Source organism: Mucilaginibacter pedocola (genome assembly GCF_002013915.1).
GTDB lineage: Bacteria > Bacteroidota > Bacteroidia > Sphingobacteriales > Sphingobacteriaceae > Mucilaginibacter > Mucilaginibacter pedocola.
This window is the reverse complement of sequence record NZ_MBTF01000037.1, coordinates 199,565-217,074: the sequence shown is the minus strand read 5'-3', so window position 1 is coordinate 217,074 and position 17,510 is coordinate 199,565. Positions and strand designations below refer to the sequence as shown.

Below are 17,510 nucleotides of genomic sequence, written 5' to 3'. Positions count from 1 at the left end.
ATTAATGTGAAAGCTGCGAGTTAGTAACGTGGGTATGTATTAAGATGCGGCTATCGCTAAGCATTAACCTGTGTTTTTGTGCATTAAGATGCCAAAGTAATATTATCGAAGGCGGAGCGCTTTGCCTATGCTATAAAATCATCTACAAACTTATTCATTACCTTATCTACGTTAAGGTATTGCACCGCATAATTTCGGGCGTTTTCGCGTTTTTTCTCCAGGCTTTCGTCCAGTTTTATTTGCAGTATTTGGTTGGTGAGCAGGTCTTGCTGTTCTTTATCCTGCGGCTCTACTACATAGCCAAAATCATGGTCCTTTACCACTTCGTGCAGCGAGGTGCCCTCAGCGGCGGTTATAATGCTTGCCCCGCCTACTGCCAAAATGGTTGTGAGCTTAGATGGCATTACCAAATCGCCGGCATCAGCTATCTGCAATACCAGGTGTATATCGGCCATGTTCAGAAACTCGTTAAAAACCTCTTTTTCCTGCACCTGCAAAAACGATATATTGTTAAGCCCTTTCTGTATGGCTTGCTCCTGCAATTGGTCTTTATACGGCCCCGAAGAACAAATTATAAATTTAATATGCTCGTGGTTTATCAATTCGCCTGCGGTAACCAATATACGTTCCAACCTTTGCTTTACTCCTACTGCGCCCGAGTACAGGTACACAATATCATCGGGCTTATAGCCCCATTTGGTTTTCAGGCTTTCGCGGTTGTGTAAAGGGAAAAAGTAATTGGTATCTACCCAGTTAGGGAAAAACACTATCTCGCGGTTATACTTGGCCTTTATCTTCTTGATCATACCGTCGGATATGCTGCTCACATAGTCGGCGTTTTTCAAAATATTATGTTCAAGCTTAAACAAGCCCGCCAGTACGCGTTTTTTTGAGAACAGCTTAAGGTCACGCGCGGCCTCTATTTGCATATCCTGTATATGGTAAAGCAACTTGCCACCGGTAAATTTCTTCAAAAGCAGCCCAAGGTAGGCCAGGTGGAATGGCGGCGCAACGGTTATAATTAAATCAAACTTTTTATTGAAAAGTATGAGCTTAAAAACCATGAAGAATTTTGTTACCCAAAACGAAAAATCCTGCAGGGCGCGCTGCTTGCCTGTTGGGTCGGCGGGGATGTACGATGGGCAGCGGTAAACGGTTAAAGTAGCGCCGCTTTTTTCGTTGTAGGTTACCTCTTTTTTATACCAGCGGTTGGTATAAGGTTCCTGCACCTTCCAAAACGGGTAATACGGAAAAGTTGTAACTACTGTACAGTCGTACCCACGGCTAACCAACCAGCTAAGCATTTCGCCGTTGTATTTACCAATACCAATTGGTTCGGGAGAGAAATTATGACTTAATAACAGTATTTGTTTCTTGTCCATTTATAAAACCGGGCATAGCCCCGTAACGCTTTCCTTTGGTAACACCCAAGTAATAAATATTTACTTACCAGATATTTAGCTTAATAAATAATACTAAAACCCTACCTGTTGCAGCGCGTTTAAACCATATTGTTTTACGCGTTTACAATTAAATACTTATGTAAAATGAGCGGTATAAATATATCTTTTTTTTTCCGCTTGCCCCTATTTACCCACCATCTCTTTTGTTTTAAGTACTATAAAATACTCATATATCGATTGCATGGTTGCATAGGTAATACCTGCGCTGCCATCTAAAAAGGCCCTTCGCAAAACCACCATATACAGCCACTTTATTATTGGCCTGCCGGGGAGCTTGTAAAAAATGCCCTTTTGATGGTACCTGCGTTCGGTAAAATCCGAACCAAATAATGCTTTTTTTAACGAGAATTTTTCTCCGCCATTCATTTGCTGTACACGCATGGCAGCTTCCATATCTGCGTAGCCCAAATGCCTGCTAAACCAAAACTTTATGCCCTTACTAAACGGGTAATGATCGAGGTAGCCGCCCAGCCGCTCTACCGGCCCATCTGGTACAGAAAGCGGGTTCACCAGCCGCTCATAACGCATTTTACCAGGCCTAAATAGCCTTAAGTAGTAAGGCGAAACTTGCGCGTGTTTTAGCCATCTTCCGTTCCAGGCAAAATCCCGCCGTTGTATTTCATAAGCAGCATTTGCGCTGTTTACATCAAATTGTTGCAGGGCCTGGTATAAACCGTCGGATACGCGCTCGTCGGCATCTATATATAAAACCCAGGTATGTTTAAAATGTATATTGGCCAAGCCCCAGTTTTGATGCGCGGCCCAATTATCAAAATTACGCTGCGTTACAACGGCACCGGCAGCAGTGGCTATTTCAACAGTACGGTCGGTGCTGTATGAGTCGTAAACGTGCACATCATCGCACCAGGCTACAGATGCAAGGCAAGCAGGTAAATCCTGCTCCTCGTTTTTGGTAAGTATAAGTACCGATACCATTAATCAATAACCATTGTACAAATTAATCAACTATTACTCTTGGCTTTAAAGGCTTGCACGGATGCCCCGCGCATACCATCCACTCGGGCATATTGCCAACCACTACCGCTCTTGCCCCTATTACACATCCGTTGCCAATGGTAATTCCGGGGTGTATAAAAGCCTCGGCAGCAACCCACGCGTTATCGCCTATTACTATAGGGCGCGCAATTAATGGCGAGCCCGATTTTGTATAATCATGCGTACCGGTGCATATATAGGCACCTTGTGATACAACCGCCCTGTAGCCTATAGTAATTTTTGCCTGCGAATACAAAGTTGCGCCATTGGCAATGCCGCATTCGTCGCTAAGTTCTAAATTCCATGGGGCCCAAATATTTACGCCCGGGTATACATGCACACCGCGGCCTACCTTAGCACCAAAACAGCGTAGTATAAAAGAACGCCAGCTATGGAACGGCCGGGGCGAAAACTTGAAAAATAAGAATGCTGCAAACTGCCATAAAACCCTTGCCGCCCTGTTGCCCACAGAAAACGAAGGGCCTGTGTATGTATCCTGATTAACCATTTAACTTTTAAGAAAACCTAAGCAAACAAATCACTTTTTCTGATGGCTAACCAGCTGCATTATGTTATTGGAGGCGGCAACAGTGCTGAATTTAACTACCGGGCAAAGCCGTTATAGCTTCGTTTGTTATTTTAAGCAATAATACTAAACTTATACAATTATTAGCAATATTATTTATTTATAGCAACACAAGGCACCTTTTTTTGAATTATTGCTACACGGTGTTACTATATGCTGTTTTGAGAGTTAGTTAACGATGCCCGATATAACGGTTGCCCTTATTACTTTTAACCTATTAATTATCATGAAAACATACCACAGCGCATATACAGGCGGAGCAAACGTTAAAATACGTTAGTGCTGGCTAAAAATAGCCTTTATAAAATGCTTGGCAACCCGCTGTATATCGAAATTATCCTTAAAAACCAGGGCGGCTTTTTTGCCCATTTCTTCTTTTTGGTGGCCGGGTAAGTTAAGCCAGGTATTTAATAAAGTACGCGTGCCGTCTATCGAATCAGAGGCCACAAGCCCGCCGCCGCCGTGTTGTATCTCTTTCCAGATATTTACCTGGTGCGATACCAGCACCGGCTTTTCGCATGCCAGGGCTTCTACCACTGCAATACCAAAATTCTCCTGATGGCTGGGCAAAACAAAAGCATCGCAATTATACAGCGCCCCCCATTTAACGTTGCCGGTAAGCATGCCGGTAAAAAAAAGGTTGCCCTTTAGGTCTGGGTAGTGGCCAATAAGCCTCTCGAGCATTTTACCATATGAGCTATCAATGCCGGGCCCGGCTACAACCAGTTTATAATGTTCGCCGCGCTCGGCTATTTGTTTATTTACTATATCAGCATAAGCCCTTATCAATAAATCTACCCCTTTCTTTTTATGTATACGGCTAAAGAAAAGTAAATAAGGGTGCCCTTTCACCTGCGGGCATTTCCTGAAAAAGGCATCGTCCATTTCGGGCTGGTGGGCCGGCGGTGTAATAATACCATAGCCAACGTTTATTTCTTTTTTGGGATGGTACGGATAAAAGGCCTCCCGTGCCAATTCAAGTTCTACCTGGCAGGTAAAAAATAAGCCGTCGGCATCATTCACCACCCTGCTCTCAATAAGCTTCCAATAAAACCAGTTGCGTATGGCCTTAAGTTTACGATCGGGCGCACGTTGAAAATAGGGATCCAGCATACCATGGGGCATTACATAAAGCTTAGGTACGTTGGCAAAAATTCCTTTCTTTTTCGCTTTCTTATCAAGCTCCCGCTTCACGCTCCAGCCCGCATAACTCGAGTATAACCACAGCCCGTTAATAACAACCACATCAAACCGGCTCATGTTGGCTACAAGCCATGGGCGCAGTTTTGCCGAGTATTGCCAGGGGCCTTTGGCAGGCCCAAGGGCATGTATCTCAAAATCGTCCATGCCCAAAAAGGCGCTATCGGGCGAATCGAGGCTTACTACTTCGCGGCTTACGCCGTTGTGCGTTAACTCGGGGTTGGTATTACGTATGCCCTGGCAAGGCCCCCCGCTGGCGGGATCCATACTGGCTATAATGTGCAGCAGCTTCATTGTAAGGGGCTATTAATAGGTTTGCTGTCGTTTATATTTAAAATATCCGTTACGGCATCAATAACTTCTGTTACGGTTACCGATAGTATGCACTTTTTTTGTTGTACCACACAAACATCCAACCCGCAGCCGGCACAGTCTGTTTTGTGGTATATTATTTTATTGGCATTGCCCCGGGGGTACCATTGCCTTGGATGGTGCCTTGCCGAAAATACCGCCGCACATGGCGTGCCTACGGCAGCAGCCAAATGCATGGGCCCGCTATCGTGCCCTATAAAAGTTTTTGCCTGTTGTAGTACCGCGCCCGATACACGGGGCGATGTTTGCCCGCAAAGGTTTATGCCTCCGCCGCCCCATGCCTCTACGCATTTATCGGCCAGCGCATGCTCATCGGGGCCGCCAACCATTACCAGTTTCCAACCCGGCAGCTGTGGCGAAAGCTGCGCAAACAAATTAAGCCAGTTATGAGCTTCCCAATCATTCACCTGGCATTTGGTGCCCGTGCTGGCTGCAATAATATTTTTGCCTGCAACGGGTGCAAGGCATGCATTGGCGGTATGCAGCTCCTGTTGAGTAAACTTCAGGTCCCAATAGCTTGCGTCATCAATATCTATGGGGCCTAACTGGCTCACGCGCCGTGCCAGCCGTTTGGCCTCCCACTCCAAATCGCCGGTAACGCTATCAACAGAAAGCACAAAATCGGGATGGTTGGCAGGGAAAGCCACCATATTTTTCACACCGGCGGCTTTAAAAAACAGGCGGTCGCGCTGTACGGTTAGCTTAGTTTTAAGTAACGATTTTAGCTCGCGTACACCCGCCAGGTATACTACCGTATCAATATTCAAGGCCCGTATTTGCTTTATAAGGCCAAGCAAAACCTTCGGGCTACGCGTGCCAACCGGATAGGCCAAAACGTTATCAAAAAAGTAGCCTTGTCCCAGTACACTGGCCAGCGGTGCGGCTTTGCTGGCCACAGGGCTGTTGGTAAGCAGGGTTATTTGTGCATTAGGGTAGGTATTGCGTACATGGTGGAATGCAGGCAGGGCAACAACGGTATCGCCAAGGCTACCCAACCTGTAAATTAAAACCTGTTTTGCTGTTTGGGCCATTAGCAAGCTTATGCTGTTGCGGGCCGTTTAATGGCTGCAATGGTTAGCCCGCCCATAATTATACCAAAGCCAAGTGCGGTTGGTTGTGCCCATTGCCCCTGCGCAACGGCCTGGAAGCTAACGCTCACCATTAACCATGGCAATACATCGTTCATTCGCAATTTTTTATAAGCGTGTATGGCCATTTTTATGCTTAACTGCAAGCGTACTATAATAGCAGCAACACCAAAAATTGCACCCAGTTCGCCAATAAGACGGCCCCATTCGCCCTCGGCTATCAGGAACACGTCACTACGACCGATAAGCAGCCTTGCACCCGCGTTGGTACCCATGCCTATGCCGAAACCAAAAAAGGGCAGGTCGCCATTGGTAAAGGGCTCCATTATACTGGCACCTATGCGATTAATAATGGTATTATCAATACTACCCTCGCTTTGTTTTGCGGTATCGAAACGGGAGGTCAATGCCTCGATGGCCTTGCTGAAAAACGGCAGGTTACTTAACAGGGCCATAATAATAACCAGGCCTATTGCAGCACCAAACATACGGCCCAAAAGTTTTGGGGTACGCGAGAGCGATGCCAGCGCAAATGCGCCCGTTAGTATGGTTTGTATAAGCAAACCACGACTAATGGAAATTGGGATAGAGCCTATCATGGCTACAGTAGCTGCAATGAGCAGCACACGGTTAACCTTCTCAACGTTCAGCCAAAAATAAACTACAAATACCGCCACCAGCGAGAAGAATTGTGTATTACCCGTGGTGAAAGAAAAAGTACCCGGCGGCCTGAAATAACCCAAAGCCCCGCTAAAGCCCCCGCCCTGCGAATCGGCACCGATACCTTTATTCACGAAAGCAGACTGCGGGCTGTAAAACTGGGCTACAATGAGCAGAAACATAGGTACAGACATCCATAAAACTATCTTACCCATGTAAAGCACATCGTCGGCATCAAATATTTTGCCTATCAAAAATATAAGCGGGAAATGGAAAAGCAATATCCTGCCGCCATAACAGGCCACCAGTAAACTATGGTGCCCTACCGTAATGGCCGCAAACATACCGCAGAAGCCAATAAACAGCATGATGTAGAAGTGGTTATTGGCGGGCAGGTAGCCTGCGCGCCAGGCCGTCCACAGCAGCCAAATGGCCACCGGGTCGCGCACTACCAGCAATGGCGTAGCAAGCGATGGGAACGCCCATTTACGCAGCCCCCCCTCTATAATGAGCAGGATAAAATAAAACCAGATACCTTTTTTCAGCGATTCAACAATAGCCACATGGTTTATGCGGCTGCCTATATTGAGGGCAGTGTTGCGGCCTATTACCGAGGTATTGTTATCGAGAACGGTACTCATTAATGCTAATGAATTAAAAGCTAAAAATAGTTAATTATTACGAATAATTGCGGCCACCAATTCGGCCCCATAAGTATCCCAAGTCCTTTTTGCAGCAGTGTTCATGGCGGCCCTCCCCGCTTGCTCAACTATAGCAGGCCTGGCTAATATATCCTCAATGGCTTGTATAAGCTTCTCTGTAGACCCGGCGGGTATCAGCCAGCCATCTTCGCCATGGGTAATAACATCGGGGCCGGCGGTACGGTCGGTAGTAATTACCGGCGTACCTTGCGCCATGGCTTCGGTTATCACCAGCCCAAAGCCTTCAAACAACGAGGGGAACAACAATACATCATGTTCGCGCATCAGCTTCAAAACCCCGGCATGCGGCAGGCTGGGTATGTAGCGGTGTTTCGCCAGCGCTTCGTTAAGCACGGCGCAGTTATCAACCAGTTTGCTGCCAACTACAGTAAGCTGTACCTTGCTGCCTAACCTTTCTACAGCCGCAAACATATCGGCAATGCCTTTGCGTTGCGATAAGCCGCCTACAAAAAGTAGCTTCAGGGGGCCTTTGCCCGCTTTATATTCTCTTTGCCCAACCACAGGCGGGAAAGCATAAGGCACCACACTTACGGGCGGCAATGCACCCGGATAGTAGCTCAATGTATTTTTTGTAAAACTGCTGGCCACAAATATGGCGTCGGCAAGTTTTATTTCCTCGTCTTTACGGGCCAGTTTAGCCTCCGAATCGCGCAGGCCGGTTAGGGTTGCTGCCCAATCAGGCCAGCGTTCCCGCTCGGCACCCAGCATTTCGCGGGCAGCCCGCCAATAGCCAATAGGCAGGTCATAAAGGCAATTTATACCCTGCTTTTTTGCCCGCCCGAATGACTGCAGTGCTCCATCTTCGTAAGCATACACAGCATCGGGCTTGTTGCCGTTTACCATGCCGCGAAGGCGTTTGGCCACAATACCATCCAACCCGCGGTATACGGCATCAACACTTGCCCAGCCTGTTTCCTGCTTAACAGCACTCTTTAAGCCTAAGCGAGGCATCAGCATACGGCTTATCTCCCTGAAGGGGTACGAGTTTACCTGGCTTTGCGGTACGGGGTAAGTGCGCCTTAACCACTCTTGCCGCAAATTGCCCGGCAAAAGTTTTAGCCAGGGCGATGATGGGTTGGCTGCTACCGTAGTATCAAATTCGGCCAACATACCCTGTGCCGAAAGCTCTTTTATAAGCCCGCGTACAAACTCGTTACCAGTGGGATGCGACAGAACTATCTTCATAAATAAATAAACCAAGCCCTGGCCGGATAGCATTCTTTTGCTAAACAATTACATCAATTAACATAATTGCAAGAATATACAATTATAATAATTGAAATTGTAATTACAGGCTTATCAGCAGCTTATTATTTAATTAAATTGTGATAATACGCAAGCACTTAATTTTTGGGGGAGGAATTGGAGGTGCCCAATATTTTTTTGAAAAACTTTACCCAAACCGGGCGCTGCATCTCCAGCAAAATACCCAATACCGATGCTGCTACCAGTACCGATGTCAGCGCCTGCCATAGCTGCGCCCAATTGTTGGCCTGGTAGCCAAATAGCGCTCGCCATAAAACCAGCAGCGGGAAATGGAGTACATATAACGGGAAAGTAAGGTCGGCAGCTTTGCGGAATATGCCGGCAAAACGGTGTTCGGTGCCCGGTTCGGTGCCGGTGGGTAATATCCAAAGCGTGGCGGCGATAAACAGGCCTACTACCCAATCTGTCACAAATTGGTTTGCGTAATAAAGTGGCGTATAGCCTATGCGGTATGGTATAAATGGTATGTAAGTAACGGCAAGCCAGGCAACAAACAGCCCCAGCAGAACCAACAACCAGGCAATTGGTTTACCCGTTTTAGGCCGGGGTAAAATATAAGCCAGGTAACCTGCCAACCATACCGGCATCATCAGGATAATTTTGGGGCCTGCCACCAGTACCGCCAATACGGGTAGTATGAACGATTTCCATCCCCCCTTGCGGAAAAACCACAAACCGAAGATGGTATAATACCAAAATTCGAAACTTAAACTCCACAACGAGCCATTGAGTGGCGGCGCAGCCGAAAAAAGCCACAGCTCATTCACAAACAAGCCCGAAGCAAGATAGCGCACCCATTCGTACCCGCGCGAGTGGGCGGCATATAGTTCGGGGTTGGCTTGTTTAACTATTACCGCAATAACAGCCGTAATAAGCAAAGCGGGGATAACAATAGACGTGAGCCTGCTTAAACGTGCCTGGGCGTATAGTAAGGCTCCGCGGTTACGGCTAATGGTAGTATGAGCAATAACATAGCCCGAAAGCACAAAGAAGATAACAACGGCAGCATGCGAAGGTTCTCCCGGCTCCCCCGGCGAATGGGCCTTTGTAGGGAACCACCTATCAAAAGCGTGTATGTACAAAACCGTTAGCGCGGCACCAATGCGCAGGGCATCTAAAAAAACGCTGCTACTGCCAATAATTACGCGTGGTTTTATGTTTAACATACCTGTTTAGTGCCCGAAAGATATTAATTATGACCGATATAATGCCAGCCGCACGGCCGGGTTTTACTCATTGATGGTTTTTGGGTTTAAGGCCCTGTGCATCACCTGCAAATTCTTCTCGCCAAAGTAAAGCCGGCGGGCGTTTTGCCAGTCGGTATGCTCGGGTTCTAAATACTCCATTGCCTTTAGCAATGCAAAGCCCTCCTGTTTACCACCGCTCCACATAGCGCCCAACTGCGCGGTATTCAAAAATTCGGCAAGCGTGCTATCGGCAGGGCCGTGGCCAAATATGGGGCGGGCCGCCTGCAAATAACTGCTTAATTTGGTTGGCAAGCTGGTTTTAGAGAACAAGTGCAGCGCGTTGCTCAACGGATACATGCAATAAACCATATCGCATTTGGACAGTTCGGGCACTACCTTTTCTTCAGGGAGCGTATCAAAAAACTCGATATTTTCCTTCAAAGCTGCAGGCACATCGGCTGCCGATAAATGGCAGCCCCACATTTGCAGCAGCACCTTCTTGTTTTTGGGCTGGTAAAACTCTTTCAACAGCGATGCAAAATCAAACAGGTCTTTTTTATCATACAGGGAGCCGATATGCCCCACCTTAACCGTGTCCCCGTTATCGGGTTTACTGCCGTCTAAGATGCTGCTTTCGGGCAGGTAGCGGTGGCAAACTTCGCCGCGGCGAGCGCTTAGCTTGCGGTAGTAGTCGCGCATGCCCCCGCTTATCACGTCGAACGATTCGAGTGTTTTTAAGGCTTCCACCGTAAGTTTTAAGGCAGCACCGGCCATAAAGCGGTAGCGTAACGATCGTGCGCAGAGGGCACCCGCCCAGTCATCATGCACCGTCATATGTACCGGGCGTTGGTTTTGGCGGGTGGTTAATTCAATGGCAAGGCGCAAGCCCTCGTTGTGGCTCACTATCCAATAACCATCACAATCAATCGCCAGCATTTTTTGGACAAGGCCATCCATAAAAGGCATATTGCCCGTGCTCAGCATGCGGCGGGTTTGTAAAATATCCTTCAGCATTGGGCCGCCCATCAGCGCGGGGCCAAGGTAGCCTTCTTCGTAGCCCGCAACCGGTCCGTTGCCAATATAAGCCCATATTATTTCCAGCTCATCCAACTGTGGCACCAGGCTGCGGAGTATGGCCCCGCCCCCACCCACCATTGGCGAATGCGCTGTAAAAAGACATATCTTTCGTTTCTTCATCAGTGTTAAATTGAATTGAGAGCTTGCGCAAATGTAGCTGCTGCGCTATCCACATCTACACCGTAACCTCCAAATTTGCTATTGGCCACGCACTCTTCAAACTTACCGGGAACGTATTCGGCCACGCCATGGGGTATTTCGGGTTTGGCTACGCCACGGGGTGTCCAGCTTTTGCTTACCGATATTACGGGTAGCCCGTGCTCCCGCATGGCCGCGTACGAACCGCTTTTACCTATCACGGCCAATGCCGTTGCCGATAACCCGATATCTGCCTTACTAAATACGGCAGATACCTCTTCTGCAGGCAATTCGCCCAAAATAGCCACTGTTAAACCGGCATTTTGCCAGGCCGTTGCCCAGCGTTGTTGCTCGGCATTTCCGCGGCCAATAATGGTGAGTGTTACCGGTATGTTTTTCTTTTTTGCATAGGCGGCAGCTTCGGCAGCAAATTCGTCAATAGGTGCCCTATCGTGTATGCTGCCAAAAACTACAAAATCGAGCTTATATTGCGGTAAGCTGCCGTCTTTTGGGTTGGTTACCACGGGTATATTACCAAAGAGGGGCAGATATTGCGCGGTATAGCCTAATTGCGCTAACAAGGTTTGGTAAAGAGCGGTGTGGGTATGAATAACAGCCGGCTTTAAATTTTTTATAAGCGATTTAATGAGCATGCGCTGAGCTGCGCCCCACCAATGCAGCTTTTTAGTTTCTTCGGTAGCTATACCCACCCAAAGCTCGTGAAACATGATATGCCATCGGCGGCCTTTGCCAAGGGGCGAAAGCAATTTACTTAAACCTATTTTAAGCCCGCGCGAATGGTAACCGAAAGGCACAAACTGCAAACTAAGCCACTGTGGGTTTATAGCCCCCACCCACCATTCGGCTTTAGCCATGCGCTGCTCAAAAGGCATGCTTGCAGGCAGGCGCATTACCGGCACATCGGCACCATCGGCTTGCTGGGTGGTGGCAACCGGGCTTTGCACCTGCCTGTCGTTAAGTGATAGTATAGCGCATTGGTTGCCAGCCTGTATTAAAGCAGCGGCAAGCCGGCGTGTATAATCGCCAACGCCATCGTGCCCCGGCTCAACCGAACTGCATACAAAAACTATATTTAAGTTACCTTCTATCATTGCTTTCCCGGGCGTTTCAGCTCAATGTTTTTAAGGCTAAACCCGGATATATTTATTCAACTGTTAAAACACTTATGTAACATTAATGTTACTAAATTTATAAGCTAATATTTACACTTGTTTTAGATATTAGCTGCGCATCCCCCTGCGTTTTTTGCTATTGGTTAAAGTAAATTTTTGATACTTTAAAACCAAAATGTACTATTCATAGTATATAGAAACATGCAAAAACCGTTCTTACATTGCGACCACTGCAATCAGCCCTTTCATTACAAAAAGCCGTTACCCCTTCTGTTGAAGCCTTTACAGTATTTTATCCCTTTGCATCGCTTTTTCTGCGCCAAGTGCCTTACCTCACGCTATAAAATTATCGATACCGAGGAAGTAAGAAAATACCAGGTTTAAGCACACGGCCAAACTTCAAATAATTTTATTGCTGCCAAAAACGGCTCTGTATATCTGCCATTTCAAATTGTGCTTTAGCCAATATTTTGGCCTGTGCCGATATACTTTGCTTATTGGTCAACAACGCTAAAATATCTGCCGAAAGTTTTTCTGCATCCAAATTCCCGCAGCTAACCGCTGCCTGATTTTTCCGCAGCAAATTACATGCTGCGCTATCATCGGGCCCATGGTATAATATTGCCCCTGCGCCACCTAAATAACCGACCATTTTGGTAGATAGGCTGTACAAATAAAAATCGGGCTTGGTAAACTTTATGGGCAGGTATAATATGGCGCTGCTGTCCAGTTCGCCTTTTAATTCCGCATCATTCAGCGTCATGGGGCGGTAATCAGTTGCGAATGCCCTATTCTCTAAAAAAGGCATATATTGGGTGGCGCGCAGTATCAACTTAAACTGCTTGCCTTGTTTGCTTAGTATATCCAAAGCATCTGCCAATACCTTAAACAGCGGGATGTATTCGAGGTGAAGCAAGCCGGCAAAATATACGGCAATGGGCTCTGTAGTTGTTGCCAGCGGTTCGCTTACTTCGGCAGCGGCTACGCCATCGGTTATCAGTTCGTAATCGGCCTTGCCAAATAAGCGGCCGTACTCCTCTCCTATCTCTTCAGATATTACCAGCCTGCGGTTGGCACGTTTCCAAAGCACTTCGCTGTTTTCGCGTAGTCCATAGGTGGTAGAAAAATGATCGTGAAAAGATACCCACAGCGGTTTATCGCCACAAAACTCATCGGTACACAAAGCTGCCGAATAGGGTCCATGGTCTACCACGTGCAGTACATCATACGGTATGCTGCGTGCCGCTTGCTGCACCTTTTTTATAGTTGATACTTTGTACAGCCCATGCCTTAGCCAGGTGCGGAAGTTGCGAAGCTTCCAGCGTGCCCACTTGCGAACTATTGGCGTGGCATAAACAATAGTTTCGTGGATGGCACCTTCGCGCGGGTGCAGCGGGTTTTCTTCCACCAATAACGAAGCGACATCCGCCTCGTGCCCCTTAAACAAACGGCGGAGTATGCGGTTGCCCCCACCGTTTGAGTATAACGAGAATGGCTGATAGGTTAACAGTTTCAAACCGTAATATTATATATGAGTGCCTTGTGCGGCAACTATTTGCCTGATGGTTTCTTCCAGCGATATGGTGATATCCCAGTTAGGGTAATGCGCACGCATTTTATCGAGGTTAGAGATGTAGCACATGTGGTCGCCTATGCGGTTCTCGTCAATGTAGGTGTAAACCTGTTTTTTGCCGGTAAATTTTTCGGCAATGCTGAAGGCCTCCCAAATTGAGCAGGAATTGGCGCGGCCACCGCCAATATTATAAACCTCGGCAATACGTGGTGCAGCAATAAAGGCATCAATAAAACTGGCCACATCGTACGAGTGTATATTATCCCTCACCTGTTTGCCTTTGTAACCAAATACTTTGTATTCACGGCCTTCTACGTTGCATTTTACCAGGTAGCTTAAAAAGCCATGAAGTTCTACACCCGAGTGGTTTGGCCCGGTAAGGCAGCCACCGCGCAGGCAGCAGGTTGGTATGCCAAAATAACGGCCATACTCTTGCACCATAATATCGGCAGCTACTTTTGATGCACCGAACAGCGAGTGCTTGCTTTGGTCGATAGAAAACTCTTCGGTAATACCATCCGCGTAGGCAGGGTCGGCATAGTCCCAGCGTGTTTCTTTTTCTACCAGTTCTATAGTGTTTGGCCTATCGCCATAAACCTTATTGGTGCTCATGTGCGCAAAAGGCGATTCGGGGCATACCTGCCTAACGGCTTCTAACAGGTTAAGCGTACCCACGGCGTTGGTATCAAAATCATCAAAAGGGATAGCTGCTGCCCTATCATGCGATGGCTGGGCGGCGGTATGCACAATTGCATCGGGCTTTACTTCCTTCATCAGGGCAAGTACTCCGGCGCGGTCGCGAATGTCTACCTCATGGTGGATGAATTTAGCACCAAGGTCTGTTTGGATGCGGTTTTGGTTCCAGCGGGTATCGCCTTGCGAACCAAAGAATACCGCGCGCTGGTTATTATCAACACCGTGTATCTCCCAGCCAAGTCCGGCAAAATGGTAGCAAACTTCTGAACCTATTAAACCGGACGACCCGGTAACCAGTAATTTTTTTGGGGTATGTGACATAGTACGTTTAAGCAAAGGTTATGTATGTTGTATTTTTTTATCTTGTTTTTGGGCTCACCATTTCGCCGCTACCGACTGCCACACTTTGTGCATAGGCGCGGTACCTACTTCATCCTCCACCAATTTTTGAGCATTTTTTAAAAGTTTTGCTGTGTGCTCCGCATTGCGCAATTGGGCAAACCCGGCGCGGATATCAGCTTCTGAGGCCGATGCAACGGTTACTGCCGCTTTGTTATTACCCAGGTAATTTATCATGGCGGCATAAGGCGGGCCTACGGCTAAAATAGGCAGGCCGCAAGCCAAATATTCGCTCATTTTTGTAGCGATATTAAACTGCGACATGTTACGCAATTTTTGCTGGAAACTAATCGGTATAAGCACGGCATCATAATTCTGCATTTGCGTAAGCACCTGTGCAGGAGGTACGCTCCCTCTAAAATTAACACCCTCTGCATCCAATTCCGGCGGCAGCTTATTAATTCCCGAATAAATATCCAACTGCACATCCGTACCCTTTAAGGCTGCGCCAACAGCGGCCAATGCATCTTTTTGCCATGCCGCCACTGCACCAAAATAGCCTATTTTTAATTTACCGGCTACAGAGCCATTTTGCACCAATGTATTAGCAGCAGCGCCCGATGAGCCAAATAAAACCGTCGACTCTACACTAAAGCGCTCTTTGTAAAAAGCCTGCATATCGGGACTTATTACAAACACGTGAGCAGCCTGCCGCAAGTGGTTTGCAAATACCTCTTCGGTACCATCAGGGTATTGCCAGGCATCGTTTTGGTAGCGCACCAAGTGGTCGTCCATTACCCAGGTAATATATTTTACAGGCTTCAATTTCTTTAAGGCCTCCAATGTAAAAATGGCATTCGCTCCCTGTGGGCATACTAAAGCTGTTAATTCCTGTTTGCCGGCAAAGGTTGCTGCTATTTTTTTAGCCGCCCGGTTAGCGTGCATTTTTATCATAGGGAGCCTTTTGCTCATGCGCGATGCCCGCGAACGGCCAATAAGCGTGCGCAGCAAGTCGGTTTCCCATATCGAAAACAAGTCCATAGCACGGCCGGCAAAATCGCCCTTCACATTATAATCTGCAGCGAAACGGTTTACGTGCACAAATTTTTCGATGCTGTTTAGGTCGTCGCCCAATATGCGCTGGAGCGTTAAACCGCCGCCATGTTTATCAGATACCGACATTTCGGAAAGGTACAGGTCAAACTTCATTGGCTTGCTCCTTTCGTGTTAAGTTTGTGGTATCGATGTATTTTCCCCAAAACGGCAAGTGCTTTGCCCAGGCATGGCAGCCCAGAGGCAGTTTACCACCGTTCAACCGAAGCGATTCGTCCAGGTTATATTCAAAACTAAAACGCAGGGCGCTCATCGGGTCGGCAACACGAAACCATGGGAATAGTTGTGGCACCACTTCCGACCAAATAACATCTTCATTGAGATGGAAATTATCGAAAGCAAAAGCAAAGCGCCCGGTTACAAAAACCTCGTACTTGCCCTTTGTCCATTGGTTAACGTTGTTTTTAAGCCTTGATGACCAACGCAGCAAAGTTTTATACAGCAGCCAATGCAGTCGGTATTTTTTTAACGAATTTAAAGCCTTTATGCACGATTGAATGTTACGCACCGAGAAGCCCGAATTACCACCGGGAATAAAAGCTGCGCCGGGTTTTGCCGCCCAGTAGCCTTCAAAAAATGGCGCACCAATATAATCGAAGGCAAAGGCGCCTGCATCTTGCAAACGATCACTGAAAATATAGGCATCCAACTCGTAGGTGAGCATATACTCATACTCAGCAAACAATTGGTAAAAACCTATACTCACTTTCATTTTATTATAATTTTCTATGGATGCCAGCCATTGCGTATTTACAGGCATCAGTTGCAGGCCGGGATAAACGGATGTATAAGCCGAAGTATCCATCCCCAGCGGATGTACCAAATAACAACCGTAACCGCCCAAATGTGTTTGGCAGGCCCGTAGCGCAATTGCTTCGTCGGGCGCTAACGCCGGTTTATGTACCGGTATTATCACACACATTTTGGTTAGCCCGGGCATATTAATTTTTTAAACGATAAATATCCTTAGCCTTTATTATCTCGCTCATGCGGCGTATTATGCGCGCACGCATTAAAAACAACCATGCATTATACCGCAAAAACCTGCGGTACGATTGCCCGTGGTAAAAAGCCTCGTTCACCTCCTTCACCAAATTAGGGTCGAACTTGTACCTCGATACACACGACCTGATGTACTTGGTAAGCAACATTGTTTTAAACAATTCCATGCTTATCAGCCCATCGTCCTTAAGATGGTGCAATATCCTTATTTCCTCTTTATAACTACTGCCCGAGCGGTACATTTTTCCGCTTACATCCTTATCATGGTTGCGGAAATAGTTTAGCACCCGGCCCGAAATAAATACATCGCCCTGTTTGGCCATCTCGATGTACCAAAGCCAATCGCCACTCATTTTATAAGTAGTAAACTCCTGCGAGGTGTTAAAGTAGTTCTCCTTTTTAAAAACAGCCATGCTGGCGTTCCAAATGGTGCATTCCTCCACCAGGTAGTTTAGTATATATTCCTTCCCCGGTACATATTCGCTCAGGGTGTGGTGGGTTGATACCTTTTCGATACTATTACCACGCACCACATAGGTTTGCGCATATGCAATAACACAAGCCGGGTTGTTAAGCAAGCCCGTCATCAGGGTTTCCAACAGCGTTGGCTCGCACCAATCGTCGCTCTCGGCTATCCAAATGTATTGGCCGGCGGCTAACTCTATCCCCTTTTTCCATTGTTTAAAGGTAGTACCGCCATTGGTTTCATTATACACAATGTGGCTTACCCGCTCATGCCCCCGGTATTGTTCAATTACGTCGCGGCTGTTATCGGGCGAGCAATCATCCAGGATTATCAGCTCAAAATCGCGGTAAGTTTGCTGCAATACCGAATTAATCCTTTGCTTAAGGTAAGGCGCATGGTTGTAATTGGGGATTATTACTGATACCTGTGGCAT

Annotated in this window: 15 protein-coding genes; all 15 read right to left on the bottom strand. The window is 47.2% G+C overall.

From position 1 onward, the window contains the following. Positions 1-125 precede the first annotated feature (125 nt). Entirely contained in the window at positions 126-1,382 is a 1,257-nt protein-coding gene (locus BC343_RS27130) for a WcaI family glycosyltransferase (RefSeq protein ID WP_078350948.1), read from the bottom strand. 204 nt (positions 1,383-1,586) lie between these two features. Next, entirely contained in the window at positions 1,587-2,399 is an 813-nt protein-coding gene (locus BC343_RS27125; RefSeq protein WP_078350947.1) for a glycosyltransferase family 2 protein, read from the bottom strand. 22 nt (positions 2,400-2,421) lie between these two features. After that, positions 2,422-2,967, bottom strand: coding sequence for an LbetaH domain-containing protein (locus BC343_RS27120; protein ID WP_078350946.1), 546 nt, complete (start codon positions 2,965-2,967; stop codon positions 2,422-2,424). A gap of 354 nt (positions 2,968-3,321) precedes the next feature. Next, complete coding sequence (locus tag BC343_RS27115) at positions 3,322-4,539, bottom strand: glycosyltransferase (RefSeq protein WP_078350945.1); 1,218 nt, start codon at positions 4,537-4,539, stop codon at positions 3,322-3,324. Beyond that, complete coding sequence (locus tag BC343_RS27110; RefSeq protein WP_078350944.1) at positions 4,536-5,648, bottom strand: glycosyltransferase family 9 protein; 1,113 nt, start codon at positions 5,646-5,648, stop codon at positions 4,536-4,538. The genes BC343_RS27115 and BC343_RS27110 overlap by 4 nt, the downstream gene beginning before the upstream one ends. 8 nt (positions 5,649-5,656) lie before the next feature. Continuing rightward, positions 5,657-7,006 carry a hypothetical protein gene (locus BC343_RS27105; RefSeq protein ID WP_078350943.1) on the bottom strand — a complete coding sequence of 450 codons (1,350 nt, stop codon included), beginning with the start codon at positions 7,004-7,006 and terminating at the stop codon, positions 5,657-5,659. A 30-nt stretch (positions 7,007-7,036) separates the two neighbouring features. Further along, entirely contained in the window at positions 7,037-8,272 is a 1,236-nt protein-coding gene (locus tag BC343_RS27100; RefSeq protein ID WP_078351096.1) for a glycosyltransferase family 4 protein, read from the bottom strand. A gap of 158 nt (positions 8,273-8,430) precedes the next feature. After that, positions 8,431-9,519, bottom strand: a complete 1,089-nt coding sequence (locus BC343_RS27095) for an acyltransferase family protein (protein ID WP_078350942.1) — start codon at positions 9,517-9,519, stop codon at positions 8,431-8,433. 63 nt (positions 9,520-9,582) lie between these two features. After that, the gene (locus BC343_RS27090; protein WP_143822375.1) at positions 9,583-10,737 is read right to left on the bottom strand and encodes a glycosyltransferase family protein; all 1,155 of its coding nucleotides are present in this window, start codon (positions 10,735-10,737) and stop codon (positions 9,583-9,585) included. Between the two features lie 5 nt (positions 10,738-10,742). After that, positions 10,743-11,867: a glycosyltransferase family protein gene (locus BC343_RS27085; protein WP_078350940.1), complete on the bottom strand. Its 1,125-nt coding sequence runs from the start codon at positions 11,865-11,867 to the stop codon at positions 10,743-10,745. A 430-nt stretch (positions 11,868-12,297) separates the two neighbouring features. Then, positions 12,298-13,404, bottom strand: a complete 1,107-nt coding sequence (locus BC343_RS27080; protein WP_078350939.1) for a glycosyltransferase family protein — start codon at positions 13,402-13,404, stop codon at positions 12,298-12,300. Positions 13,405-13,413: 9 nt separating this feature from the next. After that, positions 13,414-14,478 carry an NAD-dependent epimerase/dehydratase family protein gene (locus BC343_RS27075; RefSeq protein ID WP_078350938.1) on the bottom strand — a complete coding sequence of 355 codons (1,065 nt, stop codon included), beginning with the start codon at positions 14,476-14,478 and terminating at the stop codon, positions 13,414-13,416. Positions 14,479-14,532: 54 nt separating this feature from the next. Next, entirely contained in the window at positions 14,533-15,705 is a 1,173-nt protein-coding gene (locus tag BC343_RS27070) for a glycosyltransferase family protein (RefSeq protein ID WP_078350937.1), read from the bottom strand. Further along, the gene (locus BC343_RS27065; protein WP_078350936.1) at positions 15,695-16,549 is read right to left on the bottom strand and encodes a DUF5672 family protein; all 855 of its coding nucleotides are present in this window, start codon (positions 16,547-16,549) and stop codon (positions 15,695-15,697) included. The genes BC343_RS27070 and BC343_RS27065 overlap by 11 nt, the downstream gene beginning before the upstream one ends. A gap of 1 nt (position 16,550) precedes the next feature. Then, a complete protein-coding gene (locus tag BC343_RS27060) occupies positions 16,551-17,510 on the bottom strand; it encodes a glycosyltransferase family 2 protein (protein WP_078350935.1) in 960 nt (319 codons plus the stop codon).

What these genes read in the sequence shown, in the direction of transcription:
- BC343_RS27090 (WP_143822375.1), bottom strand. Translation starts at nt 10,737, where the DNA reads ATGAAGAAACGAAAGATATGTCTTTTTACAGCGCATTCGCCAATGGTG.
- BC343_RS27130 (WP_078350948.1), bottom strand. Translation starts at nt 1,382, where the DNA reads ATGGACAAGAAACAAATACTGTTATTAAGTCATAATTTCTCTCCCGAA.
- BC343_RS27115 (WP_078350945.1), bottom strand. Translation starts at nt 4,539, where the DNA reads ATGAAGCTGCTGCACATTATAGCCAGTATGGATCCCGCCAGCGGGGGG.
- BC343_RS27085 (WP_078350940.1), bottom strand. Translation starts at nt 11,867, where the DNA reads ATGATAGAAGGTAACTTAAATATAGTTTTTGTATGCAGTTCGGTTGAG.
- BC343_RS27105 (WP_078350943.1), bottom strand. Translation starts at nt 7,006, where the DNA reads ATGAGTACCGTTCTCGATAACAATACCTCGGTAATAGGCCGCAACACT.
- BC343_RS27065 (WP_078350936.1), bottom strand. Translation starts at nt 16,549, where the DNA reads ATGCCCGGGCTAACCAAAATGTGTGTGATAATACCGGTACATAAACCG.
- BC343_RS27070 (WP_078350937.1), bottom strand. Translation starts at nt 15,705, where the DNA reads ATGAAGTTTGACCTGTACCTTTCCGAAATGTCGGTATCTGATAAACAT.
- BC343_RS27075 (WP_078350938.1), bottom strand. Translation starts at nt 14,478, where the DNA reads ATGTCACATACCCCAAAAAAATTACTGGTTACCGGGTCGTCCGGTTTA.
- BC343_RS27060 (WP_078350935.1), bottom strand. Translation starts at nt 17,510, where the DNA reads ATGCCACAGGTATCAGTAATAATCCCCAATTACAACCATGCGCCTTAC.
- BC343_RS27095 (WP_078350942.1), bottom strand. Translation starts at nt 9,519, where the DNA reads ATGTTAAACATAAAACCACGCGTAATTATTGGCAGTAGCAGCGTTTTT.
- BC343_RS27110 (WP_078350944.1), bottom strand. Translation starts at nt 5,648, where the DNA reads ATGGCCCAAACAGCAAAACAGGTTTTAATTTACAGGTTGGGTAGCCTT.
- BC343_RS27120 (WP_078350946.1), bottom strand. Translation starts at nt 2,967, where the DNA reads ATGGTTAATCAGGATACATACACAGGCCCTTCGTTTTCTGTGGGCAAC.
- BC343_RS27100 (WP_078351096.1), bottom strand. Translation starts at nt 8,272, where the DNA reads ATGAAGATAGTTCTGTCGCATCCCACTGGTAACGAGTTTGTACGCGGG.
- BC343_RS27125 (WP_078350947.1), bottom strand. Translation starts at nt 2,399, where the DNA reads ATGGTATCGGTACTTATACTTACCAAAAACGAGGAGCAGGATTTACCT.